The sequence below is a fragment of the Winogradskyella sp. genome (assembly GCF_016744625.1).
In the GTDB taxonomy this organism is placed as follows: domain Bacteria; phylum Bacteroidota; class Bacteroidia; order Flavobacteriales; family Flavobacteriaceae; genus Winogradskyella.
Genome location: NZ_JADGDZ010000072.1, coordinates 1 through 17,598, shown reverse-complemented (window position 1 = coordinate 17,598; position 17,598 = coordinate 1). Strand labels below are relative to the sequence as shown.

Annotated in this window: 23 protein-coding genes and 1 pseudogene; 16 read left to right on the top strand and 8 right to left on the bottom strand. The window is 30.1% G+C overall.

Annotated elements, in window-relative coordinates:
* Positions 1 to 239 (top strand): annotated as a pseudogene (locus QZZ53_RS13205) (NAD(P)-dependent oxidoreductase); the annotation flags it as partial.
* Positions 240 to 284: 45 nt separating this feature from the next.
* On the opposite strand, the gene QZZ53_RS13200 reads toward QZZ53_RS13205, so the two are convergent.
* Complete coding sequence (locus tag QZZ53_RS13200) at positions 285 to 1,373, bottom strand: serine hydrolase domain-containing protein (protein ID WP_296385449.1); 1,089 nt, start codon at positions 1,371 to 1,373, stop codon at positions 285 to 287.
* A 230-nt stretch (positions 1,374 to 1,603) separates the two neighbouring features.
* Between QZZ53_RS13200 and QZZ53_RS13195 the strand changes: the two genes are divergently transcribed.
* From QZZ53_RS13195 to QZZ53_RS13165, 7 genes are all read left to right on the top strand, one after another.
* The gene (locus QZZ53_RS13195) at positions 1,604 to 2,557 is read left to right on the top strand and encodes a histidine kinase (protein WP_296385444.1); all 954 of its coding nucleotides are present in this window, start codon (positions 1,604 to 1,606) and stop codon (positions 2,555 to 2,557) included.
* Complete coding sequence (locus QZZ53_RS13190) at positions 2,554 to 3,252, top strand: response regulator transcription factor (protein WP_296385442.1); 699 nt, start codon at positions 2,554 to 2,556, stop codon at positions 3,250 to 3,252. The genes QZZ53_RS13195 and QZZ53_RS13190 overlap by 4 nt, the downstream gene beginning before the upstream one ends.
* A 7-nt stretch (positions 3,253 to 3,259) precedes the next feature.
* Complete coding sequence (locus QZZ53_RS13185; protein WP_296385439.1) at positions 3,260 to 3,940, top strand: DUF4386 domain-containing protein; 681 nt, start codon at positions 3,260 to 3,262, stop codon at positions 3,938 to 3,940.
* A gap of 124 nt (positions 3,941 to 4,064) precedes the next feature.
* Positions 4,065 to 4,556: a sigma-70 family RNA polymerase sigma factor gene (locus QZZ53_RS13180; protein WP_296385437.1), complete on the top strand. Its 492-nt coding sequence runs from the start codon at positions 4,065 to 4,067 to the stop codon at positions 4,554 to 4,556.
* Positions 4,540 to 5,196, top strand: a complete 657-nt coding sequence (locus QZZ53_RS13175; protein ID WP_296385435.1) for a hypothetical protein — start codon at positions 4,540 to 4,542, stop codon at positions 5,194 to 5,196. Before QZZ53_RS13180 ends, QZZ53_RS13175 begins: the two co-directional genes overlap by 17 nt.
* Positions 5,197 to 5,309: 113 nt before the next feature.
* Positions 5,310 to 5,762, top strand: a complete 453-nt coding sequence (locus QZZ53_RS13170; RefSeq protein ID WP_296385434.1) for a hypothetical protein — start codon at positions 5,310 to 5,312, stop codon at positions 5,760 to 5,762.
* Positions 5,763 to 5,878: 116 nt separating this feature from the next.
* Positions 5,879 to 7,276 carry an alpha/beta fold hydrolase gene (locus QZZ53_RS13165; protein WP_296385432.1) on the top strand — a complete coding sequence of 466 codons (1,398 nt, stop codon included), beginning with the start codon at positions 5,879 to 5,881 and terminating at the stop codon, positions 7,274 to 7,276.
* A gap of 125 nt (positions 7,277 to 7,401) precedes the next feature.
* Here the strand turns inward: QZZ53_RS13165 and QZZ53_RS13160 are convergent, their stop codons facing one another.
* A complete protein-coding gene (locus tag QZZ53_RS13160) occupies positions 7,402 to 7,758 on the bottom strand; it encodes a helix-turn-helix domain-containing protein (RefSeq protein WP_296385430.1) in 357 nt (118 codons plus the stop codon).
* 106 nt (positions 7,759 to 7,864) lie between these two features.
* On the opposite strand from QZZ53_RS13160, the gene QZZ53_RS13155 reads away from it, so the two are divergent.
* Together QZZ53_RS13155 and QZZ53_RS13150 are read left to right on the top strand one after the other, a co-directional pair.
* Positions 7,865 to 8,935: an alkene reductase gene (locus QZZ53_RS13155; RefSeq protein ID WP_296385428.1), complete on the top strand. Its 1,071-nt coding sequence runs from the start codon at positions 7,865 to 7,867 to the stop codon at positions 8,933 to 8,935.
* 16 nt (positions 8,936 to 8,951) lie between these two features.
* Positions 8,952 to 9,407 carry a RidA family protein gene (locus QZZ53_RS13150; RefSeq protein ID WP_296385426.1) on the top strand — a complete coding sequence of 152 codons (456 nt, stop codon included), beginning with the start codon at positions 8,952 to 8,954 and terminating at the stop codon, positions 9,405 to 9,407.
* Positions 9,408 to 9,589: 182 nt separating this feature from the next.
* Here QZZ53_RS13150 and QZZ53_RS13145 read toward each other — a convergent pair whose 3' ends face one another.
* The 6 genes from QZZ53_RS13145 to QZZ53_RS13120 form a co-directional block, all read right to left on the bottom strand.
* Positions 9,590 to 10,099 (bottom strand): hypothetical protein, encoded by a 510-nt coding sequence (locus QZZ53_RS13145; protein ID WP_296385424.1) that lies wholly within the window; start codon positions 10,097 to 10,099, stop codon positions 9,590 to 9,592.
* 130 nt (positions 10,100 to 10,229) lie between these two features.
* Positions 10,230 to 10,370 (bottom strand): LuxR C-terminal-related transcriptional regulator, encoded by a 141-nt coding sequence (locus tag QZZ53_RS13140; RefSeq protein ID WP_296385451.1) that lies wholly within the window; start codon positions 10,368 to 10,370, stop codon positions 10,230 to 10,232.
* A gap of 274 nt (positions 10,371 to 10,644) precedes the next feature.
* Positions 10,645 to 10,848 (bottom strand): response regulator transcription factor, encoded by a 204-nt coding sequence (locus tag QZZ53_RS13135; protein WP_296385422.1) that lies wholly within the window; start codon positions 10,846 to 10,848, stop codon positions 10,645 to 10,647.
* 20 nt (positions 10,849 to 10,868) lie between these two features.
* Positions 10,869 to 11,273: an ATP-binding protein gene (locus tag QZZ53_RS13130; RefSeq protein WP_296385420.1), complete on the bottom strand. Its 405-nt coding sequence runs from the start codon at positions 11,271 to 11,273 to the stop codon at positions 10,869 to 10,871.
* Between the two features lie 18 nt (positions 11,274 to 11,291).
* Positions 11,292 to 12,335, bottom strand: a complete 1,044-nt coding sequence (locus QZZ53_RS13125; protein WP_296385418.1) for a histidine kinase — start codon at positions 12,333 to 12,335, stop codon at positions 11,292 to 11,294.
* On the bottom strand, positions 12,332 to 12,823 hold the full coding sequence (locus QZZ53_RS13120) for a hypothetical protein (RefSeq protein WP_296385416.1): 492 nt from the start codon (positions 12,821 to 12,823) through the stop codon (positions 12,332 to 12,334). The genes QZZ53_RS13125 and QZZ53_RS13120 overlap by 4 nt, the downstream gene beginning before the upstream one ends.
* A gap of 269 nt (positions 12,824 to 13,092) precedes the next feature.
* On the opposite strand from QZZ53_RS13120, the gene QZZ53_RS13115 reads away from it, so the two are divergent.
* The 6 genes from QZZ53_RS13115 to QZZ53_RS13090 all read left to right on the top strand — a co-directional run.
* The gene (locus QZZ53_RS13115) at positions 13,093 to 13,350 is read left to right on the top strand and encodes a type II toxin-antitoxin system ParD family antitoxin (RefSeq protein WP_296385414.1); all 258 of its coding nucleotides are present in this window, start codon (positions 13,093 to 13,095) and stop codon (positions 13,348 to 13,350) included.
* Positions 13,337 to 13,627: a type II toxin-antitoxin system RelE/ParE family toxin gene (locus QZZ53_RS13110; RefSeq protein WP_296385412.1), complete on the top strand. Its 291-nt coding sequence runs from the start codon at positions 13,337 to 13,339 to the stop codon at positions 13,625 to 13,627. The genes QZZ53_RS13115 and QZZ53_RS13110 overlap by 14 nt, the downstream gene beginning before the upstream one ends.
* Before the next feature lie 426 nt (positions 13,628 to 14,053).
* Positions 14,054 to 14,914, top strand: a complete 861-nt coding sequence (locus QZZ53_RS13105; RefSeq protein WP_296385410.1) for a hypothetical protein — start codon at positions 14,054 to 14,056, stop codon at positions 14,912 to 14,914.
* Positions 14,911 to 15,783, top strand: coding sequence for a M43 family zinc metalloprotease (locus QZZ53_RS13100; protein ID WP_296385408.1), 873 nt, complete (start codon positions 14,911 to 14,913; stop codon positions 15,781 to 15,783). Before QZZ53_RS13105 ends, QZZ53_RS13100 begins: the two co-directional genes overlap by 4 nt.
* Before the next feature lie 219 nt (positions 15,784 to 16,002).
* Positions 16,003 to 16,905 (top strand): hypothetical protein, encoded by a 903-nt coding sequence (locus tag QZZ53_RS13095; RefSeq protein ID WP_296385406.1) that lies wholly within the window; start codon positions 16,003 to 16,005, stop codon positions 16,903 to 16,905.
* 3 nt (positions 16,906 to 16,908) lie between these two features.
* Positions 16,909 to 17,598: hypothetical protein (locus tag QZZ53_RS13090; protein WP_296385404.1), on the top strand; the 690-nt coding region annotated here is incomplete at its 3' end.

The following is a 17,598-nucleotide window of genomic DNA, read 5'->3' as shown; positions in this document are numbered from 1 at the left end:
ATAATAATAATAATAATGCTATTGAATGGATTGCAGTTAGACCAGATGGCTTAGTAAATGAGGAAGAAGTATCCGATTATGAAATACATCGGTCACCAACACGAAGTGCCATATTTAATGCTGGCAAAGTGAGTCGTATAAATGTTGGTCATTTTATGGCTAGTCTTATTAGTGATGACACCTTATGGAGAAAATGGAAAGGGCAGATGCCAGTAATCTACAGTAAAGCAAAACAGTGAATGTCCATAAGTTGAGCACTCACTGTTAAAAAAAAGGCTATTTCACTAATTTTTTGCGTGCCATTTTGCCCAATCTTGCAAACTTCCAAATAAAACGTTTTTTCCATTAGAACCATTGGTAAGAATAATAATCCCAGATTTTGATTCAAAATCGAGCATAAAACCAGATTGCCATCCTTCATTAGAACCACCATGACCAGATAATGTAAAATTCCCAAAACGATTCATAATCATATAACCCATTCCGTAATTCCCTTTGGATAGTTCGGTAGGTTCTATTAGAAGTGCAATGCTTTGTTCTGATATAACAGGATTTTTTGAAAATGATGCTTTTGCAAAAAGAATAAGATCATTAAGTGTTGTATGTAAACCAGCTGCTGATTGCGCATTGAAAAGACGTAATGGAATTTCCTTTGCTTCTTCATCATATGCCTTTGCAGAATTTTTTAAAACCTTTTTACTAATATTAAAACTTGTCTGTTTCATTTTCAAAGGCTTAAAAATATTTTCTTTCATGTAATCCGCAAATGATTTCCCACTAACGTCTTCAATAACTAATTGCAATATAGAATAACCACCACCTGAATATTTCCATTTGCTTTCAGGTTCCATAACGAGTTCTACAGCCTCATCTGGATTAGAAGTTCCAGATAACGACTCACCAATTGAAGTTAATTTATCTTTAGTTTCATAACCATTGTAACCATGAACAGACAAACCTGCAGTATGTTGCAATAGATTCCTGATGGTTACTTTATCTGAATCAAATTCACTAGATGGTAATTTCCAATTCAAAAGATATTTTGAAGCAGAATCATCTAAATTAAGTTTTCCTTCTTCTACCAATTTTATAACTCCCCAAGCAGTAAACATTTTTGATATAGAACCAATATTAAAGCCTGTTTTACTATTGATAATCTCATTTTTTATTACATCAGAAAATCCATATCCCTTTTTAATAATCACTTCACCATCTTTAATAATAGCCAATGCCAATCCAGGTACTTTATTGTCTTGTAATGCCTTTGGTGTAGTTTCATTTAAAGTTTTTAATAGTTTCTTCTCAGAACTCGTTTGAGCATTTACAAATAAGGTTGATAATGCGATTGTAATAATTGTAATTAAAGTTTTCATATGTATTTAGTTTTAAATTCGATGCAAACCTAGAACTGAATATTCGTTATTTAGAACTATTTTGATGAAGCTAGCGTATCAAATGGTAATCACCTCATTATGATATTTAAAGTACCTTTATCATTAAATTTGATACGTTTACAATATGAAAAGAGACGTTCATAAAATAAAAGCTGTAACCTTGAATATGCAATATAGATTTGTGTCAAAATCATAAATAGATTAAAATCATGACATATAAAAAACTTTATAAAACAGCAGCAATTCTATCTGGAATTATCATTATATTAATGCTAATTTTAAGAAACACTCAAAGCGAAATTTTTGCTGTACTTTCAAGTTCACTGGGCTTAGTTGTTTTTTACACGTTTTTGTATTATCTCTTTCAAACTGAAAAAATAAAATTTAGGACTTCTTACCTTCGATTAAAATATCTCTTTTTAGGAATAAGTATTCCTCTTTTAATATTTGCTATTGATGTTACTACAGATTTAGATGAAGGTTTCCTTAAGAATAGCGTAAGAATTCTTTTAGCAATTGAAATTGCATACTTAATTTTCTATTGGACTTACGAATATCGAAAAAGTATTCAGAAACTTAAAAAAGATAAATTGGAAGCAGAATTGATGCTTTTAAAGAATCAAATAAATCCACATTTTTTCTTTAATACATTAAACAATCTTTATTCCTTAATTAAGAAAGATGCTAATGCCGCTCAAGACTATGTCTTAAAGTTATCTGATTTAATGCGATTTACCATTTACGATAGTGGTAAAGAAAGTGTAAAATTAAAAGACGAAGTAAGCTATTTAATAAATTTTATTGATTTGCAAACGGCTAGATACCATAAAGATATTGACATCAATTTTGAAAAAACGATTAAGAATTCAAATACAAGTGTAGCCCCTTTACTGTTTATCATCTTATTAGAAAACGCCTTTAAACATGGTGTTGAAAGAGCAACCGAAAATGCATTTGTTCATATAAAACTTATTGAAGATGATAGTAAAGTAAGCTTTGCAGTCAAGAATAATTATGATGCTGAAGAATTATCAGAAAACAAAGGTATTGGGCTCAAAAACTTAAAAAATCGCTTAAATTTATTATATCCAAACACACATAAATTGTATAATAGTATTGAAGAAAACATCTATTCAACAACATTAGAAATATATAAGGAATGATAAAATATATAATTGTAGACGACGAAACTGCCTCTCATGATAATATTAAAGATTATGCGAGTAACTTGTCTTACCTATCATTCCAAAAAAGTTGTTATAATGCTTTCGAAGCTCTTGAATATTTAAATAAACATTCAATTGACCTTATCTTTTTAGACATAAATATGCCTAAACTTTCAGGTTTAGAATTTCTAAAAACTTTGTCTAATCCGCCAAAGATTATCATTACAACAGCCTACAAAGAATTTGCATTAGAAGGTTATGAATTAAACATTGAAGATTACTTATTAAAACCATTTAATTTCAGTCGTTTTGTAAAATCTGTAAGTAAAGTTTCCGATGCATTGACAATTAAACCCAATCCAATCCAAAATACTGAAATTATAGAAGACACTAAAATCTTTATAAAAGAAGATAAAAAATACTATCAAATTAAGTTAAAGGATATTCTATTTATAGAAGCTTATGGAAACTATGTGAAAATAAATATGGCAGATAAAATGATTGTTTGCCATCAAACATTGACATCCTTTACGCATAACTTACCTGAAAACCAATTTATAAGAGTACATAAATCGTTTATAATTTCAATTGATAAAATTGAACTCATAGAAGGCAATAGAATCCATATTCAAAATCATAAAATTCCAATAGGCAAAATGTATAAGCTTAACGTAAATCGATTAATAAAATAAGAACATGATGAAATCAAATAAAAAAACTGGAAGACTCGTAGGATTATTATTTCTACTCATATTTCCAATCGGAGTTATAGTTTATCAAATTCTACAAGGCCCTGTTCTGTTTTCAGATGAATTTCTAAATACAACATCAGTGAATTCGAATGAAATCATTGCTTCAACCTTAATGTTGTGTTTAAGCGGTATACTATCTATAGTTATAGCAACAATTTTATTACCAATTTTTAAAACACATAGCATAACCTTGGCATTTCTATATTTAGCATTTACGATACTAAACTTTATAGTTATATCTATTGATAATATTAGTGTTCTTTCTATGCTAGAATTGAGTAATGCATATGTTAGTAGTGAAACTGATAATACCAATACATTAACTACTCTAAGTAATATATATAGTAAAAGACATTGGTGGACGCATTACTTAAGTCTACTCATTTCTTGCTTCTCAGTATTTACATTATACTATACCTTGTATGTGTTTAAATTAATTCCAAAAATCATTTCAGTGTTTGGAATAATAGCTGTAATTCTAATGTTTATTGAAATATTATTTTCGATTTTCGGAAATAGCATTAGTATGAATATGCTTCTTCCAATAGGACTGATTCAGTTAATTTTCCCACTATGGCTAATTTTCAAAGGGTTCAATTCATCAACTATAGAAACTGAATTAAATTAACTGAGCTTAATTACACAAAAATACCGCGTCATATTGTAAGCTTACAAATCATTTCCTTTTGTATAATTTTAGCAAGAGTGTAATAATTTTTTATTTATGACACTAACCAATAAAAACAGCACTATTGAGTAGCGATTTTTATAAAACATCAATTTTACCATTTGCAGGAATAATCATCAAATTATGCCGAGCCTATACCAACTCACAACAAGATTTTGAAGATTATTATCAAGAAGTGTGTTTACAAATTTGGAGGAGTAAAGACAACTTTCGTGAAGAATCTCAATGGAGCACTTGGGTGTATCGGATTTCATTAAACGTTTGTTTAACCTTACTTAAGAAAAAGAAAAATAATGTTCAACATTTTGTGTCAGATTCTATAACTGTTGAAGAAACTGAAGACAACTACGCATTTTCAGACGAATCTCTGAATCTATTATATGATGCTATTAGAAAGCTATCAGAAATAGATAGAGCCATCATTATGTTGTATTTAGAAGAAAAATCACAAAAGGAAATTGCTGAGATTATAGGAACTAATCCTAATAATATTGGTGTACGTGTTAAAAGAATTAAAATTAGATTAAAAAAAATATTAGATGGAAAAATCAATTGAAAACATATGGAAAGAAGGTTTTCTTAAGAGTGACGCATTAGTCGTTCCAAAAATAAACAACCTTTACAACCAAAAATCAATTCATATCATTGATAAATTTAAAAGAATGTTTAAAATAAATTTGATTGCAATTGTTGCATTCTCATTTATCTTTTTAATTGCCTCATTCTTTGTAGGAATACCAATAACAGGTGTCATATTTTTTGTTACCCTTTCAGTTCTTGTTTTTATTAATAAGAATTTATTAAATGGTTTAGATAAAATAGATAAAGGTGTAAGTAGTTATCAATATTTAAAGACATTTAATGAGTGGATAAATAAGCAGATAGCAATCAATAAAAAAATATCAAGATTTTTGTACCCAATTATATTTATGTCAATGATTATAGGTTTTTGGTTTAAAGATGCAGAAGGTATGCCTTTGGGTGAAAGACTTGTAAGTGAAATTCTTATCGGCTTTCCTGATATCTATTTAATAAATGGAATCCCACTTATAGGAATCGCAATAGTATTATTAATTTTAGTTTTACTGGCCTTTTTTGGAGGTCGAATTTATAAATGGGATTTAAACCTAGTTTATGGAAGCGTATTTAAAAAACTAGAAGAATTAATGACAGATATAGAAAGTTTAAGGAGCTAATTGCCTCTTAATGAACTGTGTTTATATGGCTTTAGATGACATTATAAAAAAAATCAAGTTTCACATGTAATAAATTTTGTTTTCAGCCACTAACCAAGAAAACACTAATTATTATGACATTACAAGAAACATATAACTTTTTTGAAAGTTTAAAAACTGAAACAACTAAGAAATCTGAAATTAAGGTTTACGAGAAATTTATTCACATTATAATTGCATTGAAAAATAGAGCACTCTCACAAAACGAAATTCATTCCATAGAAACAGAACTTGAGAATCTAAATTTAAAATCAAATCCTGATAATAGAAAAAAGTTTTTCAATAAAGCACTAAGCAAGTTTGAGAACTATTTAAAGGAAACTCTTTCCTTAACATCCAAAGGTTACTACACTAACTTAAGTGTAAGTTTAGGTGTTTTATTTGGAATTGTTGTTGGTGTTCTTATAGGTGAGCGTTTTGAAAAGTCATTAGGGCTTTCCTTAGGCATTTGTATGGGATTGTTCATTGGAGCATTTATTGGTCGTCGTAAAGATGCTCAAGCAGAAGCAGCCGGAAACATGCTCTAAAACCAATTTAACATCATGGAAAATCACTTTCATTCCTAAATTAATCACATTATTTCATCAACAACACACAGCCAAAGAATATTTGGCTTATACATCATCATCAAAATTTAACGAACATGAAAACAATAACGATTACAGCACTTTTAATAATACTAGCAATTACTAACGCACTTTCTCAAAATATCTCAGGAGATTGGAGCGGAATAGCCAAAAGAGGAGATAAAGAAATCACCTTTGTTTTTAACATCGAACAAGAAAACGCGACGTATGCAACCACAATGAGCGTACCCACTTTTAGAATTTCTGGTATAAAACCTTCAGCTACAACTATTACAGACGGAACCTTAATAATTGACGGCTCTAATGTTGGGATGCGTTATGAAGGAGTTTTTAATAATGAAGCGCAACAATTTGAAGGCACGTATAAAGAAGGAGGCATAGAAATGACCTTAAATTTAAAAAAAGGAGCTGTAAAAATAGAAGAATCAAGAAGGTCTCAAGAACCTGTGAAGCCTTATCCTTATTATGAAGAAGACGTCGTTTTTGAAAATATTGAAGCAAAAATAACATTGGCAGGTACTTTAACCTTACCAAATAAAAACGGAAAATTTCCGGTTGTAATTTTAATTAGTGGAAGTGGTCCACAAGATAGAGATGAAAGTTTTATGGGACATAAGCCATTTTTAGTATTGGCAGACCATTTAACAAAACAAGGTATTGGCGTATTGCGCTTTGATGATCGTGGCCATGGAGAATCTACAGGAGATTTCGGAAATGCAACAACAGAAGATTTTTCTAAAGATGTATTGAGTGCCATCGCCTATTTAAAAACCAGAAAAGAAATAGATATAAAAAATATTGGGTTGATTGGTCATAGTGAAGGCGGTATTATTGCGCCTTTAGCAGCAAATAACTCTAAAGATGTTGCTTTTATGGTATTGTTAGCTTCTACAGGAATTTCTGGAACAGAATTATCTGTAATGCAATCTAAAACATTAAGAGATTTTCCAGTTAAAGATGAAGTCGCTTTTGAAAAAAATACGAGAAAAGCGATTGCCATAGTTACCTCAAATAAGAGTGTATCAGAAATTAAAAAAGAATTGACGACACATTATAATAATTTTTTAAGACCAATTTTAACGTCTTTAAATGTGCCAGAAGAGAAGATCAATTTATTTATAGATAGTCAGGTTAAAACAAGTGTAAAGCCATGGTCACGTTACTTTTTGCAATACAACCCAGCTGATGAAATTGAGAAATTACAAATCCCAGTATTGTCGTTAAATGGAAGTAAAGACTCTCAAGTAAATGCGAAAATTAATCAAGAAGGCATACGGAAAGCATTAATTAAAGGCAATAATCAAGATTATAAAATAGTAGAATTAGAAAATTTAAATCACTTTTTTCAAGAATGCGAAACAGGGAAGATGAATGAATATAGAAAAATAGAGCAAACATTTTCTCCAATGGCCCTAAAAGAAATCTCTAATTGGGTTATACGAGTAACAAAATAGAAGTTCCTATTATACTATAAACAAATCTGTGTATTATAGCTATAAACTATTTCATAATTTCGCTAAAACCTCCAAATTTTCAAAACAATAATGATTAATTACATTCAAGAATTAAACTGCATATTTTAAGGAGTAGAGCAATCACTTTCATCACCCGATTCAAGATCTATACCCTTGCTCCAAGCACACAACTGCTTTAATATAGGCAATAGATCTTCCCCTTTCTTTGTTAAAGAATATTCTACTCTTGGTGGTGTTTCGGCGTAAGATTCTCTATTAACAATGCCTCTTAGCTCCATTTCTTTTAATTGATTAGAAAGTACTTTTCTGCTAATCTTATCAATTCTAATTGCAAGTTCGCCAAACCTTAATTTTCTATTGGCCAATACATAGACAATTATAGATGTCCATTTATTACCAATAATATTCATGGAGTGGGTAATAGGACACTCGTTATGGTTTTCAATTAGTTTTCTTCCCATATTAGTTACCATTTGGTTACTACTTTATTCACTACAAATGTACAAAAATATCTTTTGCACACTAATAATAGTTACTTTTGGTAACTAATAAAAATAACAAATAAAAATGAACATATTTAAACCGTTTTCTTTAGGAAACATACAACTAAATAATAAAATTGTAATGGCACCATTAACTAGATCTAGAGCCATTGACAATATTCCAAACGAGTTAATGGCAAAGTATTACCAGCAAAGAGCAACTGCCGGACTCATAATTTCCGAAGGCACTTCACCTTCACCAAACGGAATTGGATATCCTCGCATTCCAGGAGCATATACTGATACACAAATTAAAGGCTGGAAAAAAATTGCCACAGCAGTACATGCTAAAGGAGGTAAAATATTTGTACAATTAATGCATACAGGCAGAATTACAGCTAAAGCAAACATGCCAGACGGAAGTATTGCACTCGCTCCATCGGCAATACAAGCTTCTGGCGAAATGTTTACAGATCAAGATGGATTAGTCGCTCACGAGATTCCCAAAGCCATGACACTTCAAGAAATTAAGTCGAGTCAAGATGAATTTGCGTTAGCTGCTAAACGTCTTATTAATGAAGCCAATGTAGATGGTATCGAGTTACACGCTGCCAATGGGTACTTATTGAATCAGTTTATAAATCCTAAGTCTAACCAAAGAGAAGATGATTATGGTGGTAGTATAGAAAATCGTAGTAGATACGTTTTAGAAATTGCAGAAAAAGTGGCTAACGAAATAGGAGGAGACAAAGTAGGTATTCGCCTTTCGCCTTATGGAGCTTTTAATGATTTGCAATCCAACTATGATGCGTTAGAAGACACCTTCATTTACTTATCCCAACAAATAGCACTACTAAACCTAGCCTATATTCATATTGTCGATCAAAGAGTAGCTTTTGGAGCTCCAGACTTTACTACAGATATCAAAAAAACGATTAAAGAAAACTTTAAAGGCACTATAATATCTGGTGGTGATGTTAACTCAATCGAAAAGGGAGAAGCTATTATAAATAGCGGATTAGATTTAGTCTATGTCGGAAGACCTTTTATCTCAAATCCTAACTTTGTAGAAAAACTACAGAACAACCAAAAATTGGTTAGTCCAAATGCAGATACCTTCTATACACCAGGAGAGCATGGCTATACAGATTATTAACTAAAAAGAACACACAATGAATGCTTTAGAAAATTTAGCAAAATATAACTTAAAACTGCCAAACCCATCAACACCTGGCGGATCATATGTTTCAGTTAACATTAGAGAAAGCAGTGCGTATTTAGCAATCCAATTTCCAATAGTTAACAGCGAGCACTTCTATAAAGGAAGGTTAGGTAACGAGCTTTCTACAGAAGAAGGTTATAATGCAATGCAACTATGCGCAATGAATGTTCTTGCCCAAATAAACGATAAGGTAGGTTTCGATAGGATAGTAGGTTTAAATCATATAGATGTATATTATCAAGCAAGTAGTAATTGGGATGAAGCGCCAAAAGTGGTAGATGGTGCTTCAGATTTGTTTTTAAAAATCCTAGAAGAAAAAGGGAAGCATTCTCGTGCCATCTTTGGCGTACAACATTTGCCATTAAATTTTAGTGTAGGATTAACAGCATCTTTTACTATTAAATAACCTACAATAGTATTTGCCCTATAATGTACTTGCGTGGTAATCATGAGTACCTCCAAAACAAATGTGATCTTGCGAATTAATAACATTGTAGACTAAATACAAACAAAAAGACCAACTCAAAGTTGAGTTGGTCTACTATAATTGCGTCTGACTATAAAATTACTAATTCTCTAAATAGGCATTCAATTCAGCGCAACATAACTATTGTTATTAGCTTTACTGTCAATTTTAAATTTCAACTTTTTAAGCTTATTATCTTTTTTAATTTCAACTTCATAAATACTATATACACCATTGTTATTGCTATAGTATATTTTTTGGATATTATCAGAAATATGCCATTTGTCATTCTCCATAAGTATCAGTTTTACTAAAGACATTGGTAATCTCATATCTAAATAAACTTCGCTTGAATTTAGAATTTCCCCTTCAGAATTATACGTTGCCTCAATTTTGCAGTTAGTTTCTGTAAATACGACATCATAGGTCGATTTCTTTTTAGCATCATATCCATCAGCATTTTCTATATTGTAATAGGCAGCAATATTTTGGATTTTTTTAATTATTAGAGATTCGCTGTTAGAAACCACCTCATTAATATATCTTATATTATGTATAACATCAGTTTCGGTTTGAGCGATTAAGGTCAAGTTAAATACGATAAGTAAAAGTGTAGAACATAGTGTTTTCATAATAGTATAGTTTTTTGGTTTAATACGATGTAAAACTATACTATATGTTTAGCTATAACCCTACGTAAGGGCATACATAAAATACGTATGGGTACGTATTACGTATTGTAAAATATTAATTATAAGTGACTTACAACACTGTAAAAAGTGCTTTATTTTTAGAAACCCAAGACGTTAGTGCATCTGCATCCGATGGTAAGTCTAATTTTGCTATAATATTAGAACGATGTTTTTGTACGGTTCTTACCGAAATGAGCAATCTTTCACTAATTTCTTTAGAGCTCTTTTCTTGAGCTATAAGCCTAATAATAGTACGTTCGGAAAGGGAGAGGAATCTAATTTTTTTAACTGTGGTGAGACTTCCTTATCAAATACCTCATTAAACATAGTGCTAAAGTAGGTATTACCATTATAGACTTCTTGAATACATTTTTTAATTTCGTAGAACGGTTCATCCTTTAAGAGGTAACCAGATATATTTAAGGACTTTGCTTTTATAATATAGCCTTTTTCTTTATAGGATGTTAAGATAATAAAACGGGTAGCTATGCCTTTTTCTTTAGATTTTCTATCACCTCAAACCCATTAAGCAGAGGCATGTTAATATCTATTATTGCGATATCTGGCGCTTCTTTACTAATAAGATCTAGTGCCTGTGCACCATTATTAGCACCTTCTAAAACATTATAATTTTGTTCAATAAGTGCGTTACGCAAACCTGTTAAGAGCATAGGGTGATCGTCTGCCACCAGAATTTTAATAGAACTGTTCATGAGGGAGTCGAAATTTGAACATTGATGGTCGTACCTTTATTAGGTTGGCTTTTAATTTGTAGTTGCCCATGTAATATACGAATGCGTTCTGCAATAGTTTTTAATCCTAAGCTATTTTGATTGCGTTTTGTTTTTGCATCAAAACCTATTCCATTATCCGAAATACTAATATCAATGGCATTCATTACCTTTTCAATTTTTACAGATACTGAAGTGGCTTGCGCATGTTTTATAATATTATTAAGTATTTCTTGAATACATCTATATAAGTTTAGACTCGCATCGTCCGATAACGCTGTATCAATATTATAGAGTTCAGAGGAAAAAAACAAAGGAGTCTCTTCGTCATAATCTAAAATAAGCTGTTCTATACTTGCCGTTAATCCCAATTGTTTTAACATAGCAGGATATAAACCTCGCTATATACTGCGCACTTCTTCTAATGTGTTATTGGTAAGATTTGCCAAAGCCATTTTATTTTCATCTTGTGCTTTTCGTTTTATCAAAGTCAATTGTTGTCCAACACTATCATGTAGATCTTTTGCTATGCGTGTGCGCTCAGTTTCTTGAGATTGCAATAAATCTTTAGAAAATTGTTCTTGAATTAATTGGTTCTCTTTTGCTCTATTTCTTGAGCGAACTAATAATACCAATCCAAATAAGGTTACAACTCCTAAAAACCCAAAAATCATATATTGACTTTTTACTTTACTTTTTTCATTTAAAAGTTCAATATCTTTTTGTTGTGCTTCTATTCTATGACTATTCTTTTCGGTTTCATAAAGGGTTTGATAAAATGCCAATGATCTAACATTTTTAGCACTTTCCATAGAATCTTTTAACTTCGCATAACCTTCACTATAATCGTAGGCATTTAATTTATCACCTTTCGCTTCAAGCACAAGTTTCAAAAACTTATAACCAAAAAGTGTTTCTGCATATTGATGACGTTTCTGTTTTAACTCAAGATATTCTTTACCAAGTGTAATGGCTTCATCATAATTTCCTTGTTTATATAGCAACCATTTTTTTGCTTCAATAAAGGATTCTCTACTTTGGGGAGCTTCATTTAATTCTTTATAGGATACTACCTTTTCATAATACGTTTCAGCTTCATGTAATTCATCATTCTCTAATAATGCTACAACTAAATTCGTGTATAAGAGGTGTTCTATTTCAAGTGGGCGATTTGCTTTACTGTTTGTTTCTATAGCTTGCTTAATATTATCAACTCTCCCTTGTGTATTACCCACAAATCTAAAGTCTGTTGCAGTATTAAAATATAGATTAACTAAACTAATATAGTTATTAGTTAATTTACAAAGCTCAATGGCTTCTTTACGTTCTTTGTTTGCTTCTTCTAAAAAATTAACTTGGCTATACTGTACAGCTATACCTGTTTTAGCACCAATAAGATTAAAGGTGTCTTTAATTTTTCTAAAATGCGATGCAGCGGTTTTCATCGTATGGATGCTTCAGAGAAATTACCGAGATGAGAATGAGAATAACCTTCATAAAGCTTTGCTAAACCCATTAATCGCTCGCTATTAATTTTTTTTGCGTGTTTATTTGCAACTTTATAAAATTCAACTGACTTTAAAACCTCTCCCGTATAGTAATAGCTATCAGCAGTATTAATGAATAATTGACATAAAGCAGCATCACTACTAATATCTTTATATTCATGCATTAAGTTATTAAATAGTTCTATTGCTACTTCAGGTTTTCCTACTATATTATTATTAAAATTAATAAGATTAGCAGTATGCATTGCTGCCAAATTAATGGAGTCTAATTTTTTTGCTAAATCAATTGTTTTGCGCACAATAGAATCATACTGAAATTCTGGCTTGTTTCGCGTCAACCCACTTAAACTATCTAATAGCATAAGTTGTTTAACATTCTTAGACTGATCAATTTGTACTTTTAATGCATTGACTTTTGTTTGCAAATCTTCATCTTGAGAAAAAGGTGAATACTAATAAGAAATAAAATTTCATGTATAACAAATGTGGTTAGTTCTAATAAATATATATAAAATTGTTCGTTTTAATATACTTACGTGATGCCTCTGCCTAACTTCATTTGGTATAAAGATGGGCTTTATTCACAAGATTTCTATTAATTACTAAATACATAAAATTTTACTCTATAGTTTTGTAGTATTCAATCTAATACATTAAATTGCATCAATAGTATGATTATTTAAACATAAAATATATGTCTACAATTAGAAAAACAATAACATTTACAGAAAAACAAGATAAGTGGATCAAATCACGAATTACAATTGGGGAATTTACTAATGATAGTGAATATCTTCGAGACTTAGTTAGGCGAGATCAGACAAAAAATGCTAAATTCTCAGCACTTAAAACTGCTATAACAGAAGGTATGGGTAGTGGTATTAGTGACAAATCTGTTCCCGATATTATGAAAGAAGTTGAAAAGCGTATGCAAGCAGATGGGCGTTTATAAGTTATCCCGAAAGGCTGAAATTGATCTAGCAGAAATGTATGAATACGGAATTGAAACATTTGGGTTAAAGCAGGCAAAAGAATATTTATTAGGGATTCACGATCTTTTTCAAATATTAGCGAATATCGTAACCCTTGGACGTGATGCATCAGAGTTTATATTTTCACTAAAGCGATTTTCTTATAAGTCGCACACTATTTTTTATTTAACTACAGATATTGACATTTTAATTGTTTGCATAATAAACCAAAGTATGGATTATGAAAATAATTTATAATTTTACTTTTCTATAATAAATTACAATAAAGCGTATGCTTTTATTGTTAAAGACATTTTACATAGCGTCAAATTATGATTGACAAATCTGTCTCATAATGTACTTGCGTTATGTACAACATGGGCTTTGGTTAAAAGCTCATCTTAAATATTACTTTTCTTTATTTTTTTCTTGTATAGTGTTTCTCTACTCGGTTAATGGAACACTCTTTTTACGAAGCGACGATAGGAGCGTAGTGGAATGTGTGTGGAATGGAATGATTAAAATATTTTTCATATATTTACTTAATCACTTTATTCATAGTGATTAAACAATCTCCCCTTAAGAGTTTTTAATAGCAGTTTTCAAGTAAAACTACCTTGTATTGGGTATTTTTTAGTTGTAATTCCTTGTATAAATTGTTGTCTAATTTAAAAACTTTTACAAATGAAATCTTTTTTAATTCTACTATTATCTCTTTCATGTTCTTTTTCCTATTCTCAGAATGATGACGAAACTGTTTATTATTTAACTCGAACTATGAGTTTGGAAGAATACGACTTTAATACAAATTCGCCAACTGTACCAACTAAAACAATTATAGCACAAAAAGGATGGCGTTTTACAGTTGATCAACCAAATGATGATGGCTATATTATTAAGTTTTTAAAATGGCCTGACGATAATAATCTTAAAAATCAGACTATTTATGCAACAGTAACGACAGCTCAAGTGATTGATAAAAAGGGTAAGTCCAAAAATATAAATAAAGAGACTGTGAATTATTATCAGATATCAAATAGTGATTATAACGAATATGCTAAGAAATTTTTGCAACCAAATCCATCTCTAAGTTTTGTAACAGGTGCGATTACTGTTCCTATAAAAATTAGGCCTGGAGGTGACAAAGTCGATAGCGAAGGAAATAAACTTAGACCTTTCGATTTTAATGGAGATATAAATATTGGTTTATCATTTGGATTCAGAATAAGATTAGATAAAAAAGGTAAGGTTTTTCTAATTCCAGCAGCAGGTATAAATCTAACATCTATAAGTATTGATGAGAATACAGTTAAAAATGGTATCATAACCTCTAAAACGAATGCATCATCATTAACTCCTTTTATTGGTTTTATTGGTGAATATGATAATTTTCAAGTCGCACTTATGACAGGATGGGATCGATTATCAGGTAAAACTGGTGAAAATTGGATATACCAAGGAAAACCTTGGTTTGGAATTGGCTTAGGATATAATATTTTTAACACAAGTAATAATAACCCTAGTACTAATAGTAAGGAATTATGATTATTTATATTAATGCAAAAGCTAATTATGTAAAATCGTTTTTTTTAGTTACAATTTTATTAATGCCAATTATTAGTTTTACACAAGAAGTATTATGTTCTACTAAATCAAAAAGAGATCCTCTTAAAAATATCTCATTAACAGATAGCGTAAAATTTAATCAATTAAATGTCCCTGTAATTTTTCACATAGTTTACAAAAGGGACATAGAAAATATATCTGATGAGTTAATTTACAATGCACTTAAAATACTTAATGATGATTTTTTGTCAACAAATGATGATTTAGTGTCTGTTCCTGATGAATTTAAGTATGCTATTGGAAATCCAAACATAAATTTTCAATTAGCTACTATTTTGCCAAATGGGGGAAATACATCTGGAATTATTAGAGTTAAAACAAACAGAGAAGAGTTTAAACATAAAAAGCGTTTTGTTTTTAGAGAGAGTCCAATTTATGCGCCAGAAAAATATCTTAACGTTTATATATGTAACTTAAATACTGCTGCCTCAACACCTACTGGTGCTACTTTGAGAAAAAATAAATATGATAATGGAATCCGTATAGATTACAGGAAAATAACTTCTACTTCAAGGACAATTTCTCATGAAGTTGGTCATTGGTTAAGCTTACTTCATACTTTTGAAGGTAAATGCAGAAATAGGGATGGTGTTAAGGATACACCAGCTCAAAAAAAAGATTTTAATTGTCCAAATTCAAGAAAAATTCAATGTGGAAATTCAATAATGTACACGAATTTTATGGGTTATAGCACGTGCAGAAATTTCTTTAGTAAAGGACAGGTAAAAAGAATGCGAACATATATCTCAAAATACAAACAATTTTACGAAGCGACGATAGGAGAGTAGTGGAATGTGTGTGGAATGAATTATTTGGCAGAAAAAATAATTTAATTCTACGGTTTTCCACAACGAAAAAATTACATTTTTTTTCTATATTTGATTTGTTCATTTCAGAACTTTAATTTCCCTTAAAGATTAAAAGCAAAAAAAAATATTTAATGTTCATATTTATACATGAATGAACATTTTATGTGGATTATAATATTTAAATAAATTGAAAAGTGAATGAGTAAATTTTCCTTGCCACCTAATGCTGATACATACATATATACTGTTAAAGATCGTTGTATGGATTTAATAAGACATAATATTTGGAATGGTATCAGACAGGACGAACTAAATAGATGGTTTGGAAATTTCAATAATGACTTAGAATATTATTTTGCAGCTTGTATATTGGATGCATTAATATATAGATCAAGTGATCAAGTAACATCTTTAGGAAATGAATTATTTACCAAAAAATTACCTCTATGTTTAAATAAATGTGGACATGCTTTTGTAAATTATAGGGATTTACTAGATTTACTAAAATCTCAACCAACAAATGAATTAAGATTAGTTTCAGTAACTTTAAAAAATGAAAGACCTGTAAAAAGTTCTAATGTAGTTTTAAGAGATTTTAGAAGAAAAATTGGTTTAAATGATAATTGGTTTATTCATCCTGCAGAAGTTAAGACCGAATTAAAGAATGGAGTTAATACATTTATTTTTATAGATGACTTTTTGGGTACAGGTTCTCAATTTGAAGGCATGTATAAAGAAAATGGATTTGAATTACTTCTGAGTAATGCAAACTCAATTTATAGTCCATTAGTGGCTCACGAAACTGGTATTAAATTTTTGAATGATAAATGTGGAAGTGTACAAATTGTTTCTGCGGAATTTCTTAATAAAGAGCTGGATGTTTTTTCTTTTGCATTTAATGATGATGTCAATAATGGAGAAATTGCAAAAGAGTTCTATGATAGTTTACTTGATAAGTATAAGTTTGATTTGCTAGACAAAAATAAGTATGGGTTTGGTAATTTAGGCTTGGCGTATACTTTTTATCATTCAGCACCAGATAATTGTCTCAATATTTTATGGGATGACAAGAACGGATGGTACCCTTTAATTAAAAAATAGATAATGAATAATTACTTTGATAATCATAATGACACAAATTCTTTATCTCAGAATAGGGCTGAAGAATTTGGATTTGATCTATTTAAAGATTTTGTTATTCCTCCTATTTATGAAAAAATTGATTTTAAGAAAACTTCAAAATCTAAAATTTTCATAGGAGGTAGAGGTTGTGGTAAAACAATGTTACTAAGATACCTGTCACATCAAACTACTTTTTCCGAAAAAAAAGAATACATAGCTAGTGATTCTATTGAAAACATTGGATTATATTGGAAAGTTGATACGTTAACAGTGCATCAGTTGCAAAAGCGTGGAGTTCCTGAAGATATATGGCAGGCCGCATTTGAACATTTATTTACCCTAATACTTATAAAGGAGTTTATTGAAAGTTTAGAAAGTATCGCAGCATCAAGTTTTGAAGCATTTTCCTTTGAAGATTATAGAAAAATAAAATTAGACTCTTTAAAATCTTTTGGAATTGAATTCAATGGAGGCTTGATTGAATTTAAGAAGTATATAAATGACAAAAGAGACGAATTTCAATCATGGCTTAGAAATATTAGGAAAGGGATTGAGCCTTTCTTTTTCCCTAAATCTTTAATTGAAGCCATTTTAAACGTTATGGAAAGAAATCCTGGAAACGAGGAGGTACTTCTTGGCGGACTTCCATATATCAAATATTCCATTTCAGGA

Excerpts from the sequence above, each read along its gene's own strand:
- QZZ53_RS13200 (WP_296385449.1), bottom strand. The coding sequence starts at position 1,373 with ATGAAAACTTTAATTACAATTATTACAATCGCATTATCAACCTTATTT.
- QZZ53_RS13195 (WP_296385444.1), top strand. The coding sequence starts at position 1,604 with ATGACATATAAAAAACTTTATAAAACAGCAGCAATTCTATCTGGAATT.
- QZZ53_RS13190 (WP_296385442.1), top strand. The coding sequence starts at position 2,554 with ATGATAAAATATATAATTGTAGACGACGAAACTGCCTCTCATGATAAT.
- QZZ53_RS13185 (WP_296385439.1), top strand. The coding sequence starts at position 3,260 with ATGAAATCAAATAAAAAAACTGGAAGACTCGTAGGATTATTATTTCTA.
- QZZ53_RS13175 (WP_296385435.1), top strand. The coding sequence starts at position 4,540 with ATGGAAAAATCAATTGAAAACATATGGAAAGAAGGTTTTCTTAAGAGT.
- QZZ53_RS13170 (WP_296385434.1), top strand. The coding sequence starts at position 5,310 with ATGACATTACAAGAAACATATAACTTTTTTGAAAGTTTAAAAACTGAA.
- QZZ53_RS13165 (WP_296385432.1), top strand. The coding sequence starts at position 5,879 with ATGAAAACAATAACGATTACAGCACTTTTAATAATACTAGCAATTACT.
- QZZ53_RS13160 (WP_296385430.1), bottom strand. The coding sequence starts at position 7,758 with ATGGGAAGAAAACTAATTGAAAACCATAACGAGTGTCCTATTACCCAC.
- QZZ53_RS13155 (WP_296385428.1), top strand. The coding sequence starts at position 7,865 with ATGAACATATTTAAACCGTTTTCTTTAGGAAACATACAACTAAATAAT.
- QZZ53_RS13150 (WP_296385426.1), top strand. The coding sequence starts at position 8,952 with ATGAATGCTTTAGAAAATTTAGCAAAATATAACTTAAAACTGCCAAAC.
- QZZ53_RS13145 (WP_296385424.1), bottom strand. The coding sequence starts at position 10,099 with ATGAAAACACTATGTTCTACACTTTTACTTATCGTATTTAACTTGACC.
- QZZ53_RS13130 (WP_296385420.1), bottom strand. The coding sequence starts at position 11,273 with ATGTTAAAACAATTGGGATTAACGGCAAGTATAGAACAGCTTATTTTA.
- QZZ53_RS13125 (WP_296385418.1), bottom strand. The coding sequence starts at position 12,335 with ATGAAAACCGCTGCATCGCATTTTAGAAAAATTAAAGACACCTTTAAT.
- QZZ53_RS13115 (WP_296385414.1), top strand. The coding sequence starts at position 13,093 with ATGTCTACAATTAGAAAAACAATAACATTTACAGAAAAACAAGATAAG.
- QZZ53_RS13110 (WP_296385412.1), top strand. The coding sequence starts at position 13,337 with ATGGGCGTTTATAAGTTATCCCGAAAGGCTGAAATTGATCTAGCAGAA.
- QZZ53_RS13105 (WP_296385410.1), top strand. The coding sequence starts at position 14,054 with ATGAAATCTTTTTTAATTCTACTATTATCTCTTTCATGTTCTTTTTCC.
- QZZ53_RS13100 (WP_296385408.1), top strand. The coding sequence starts at position 14,911 with ATGATTATTTATATTAATGCAAAAGCTAATTATGTAAAATCGTTTTTT.
- QZZ53_RS13095 (WP_296385406.1), top strand. The coding sequence starts at position 16,003 with ATGAGTAAATTTTCCTTGCCACCTAATGCTGATACATACATATATACT.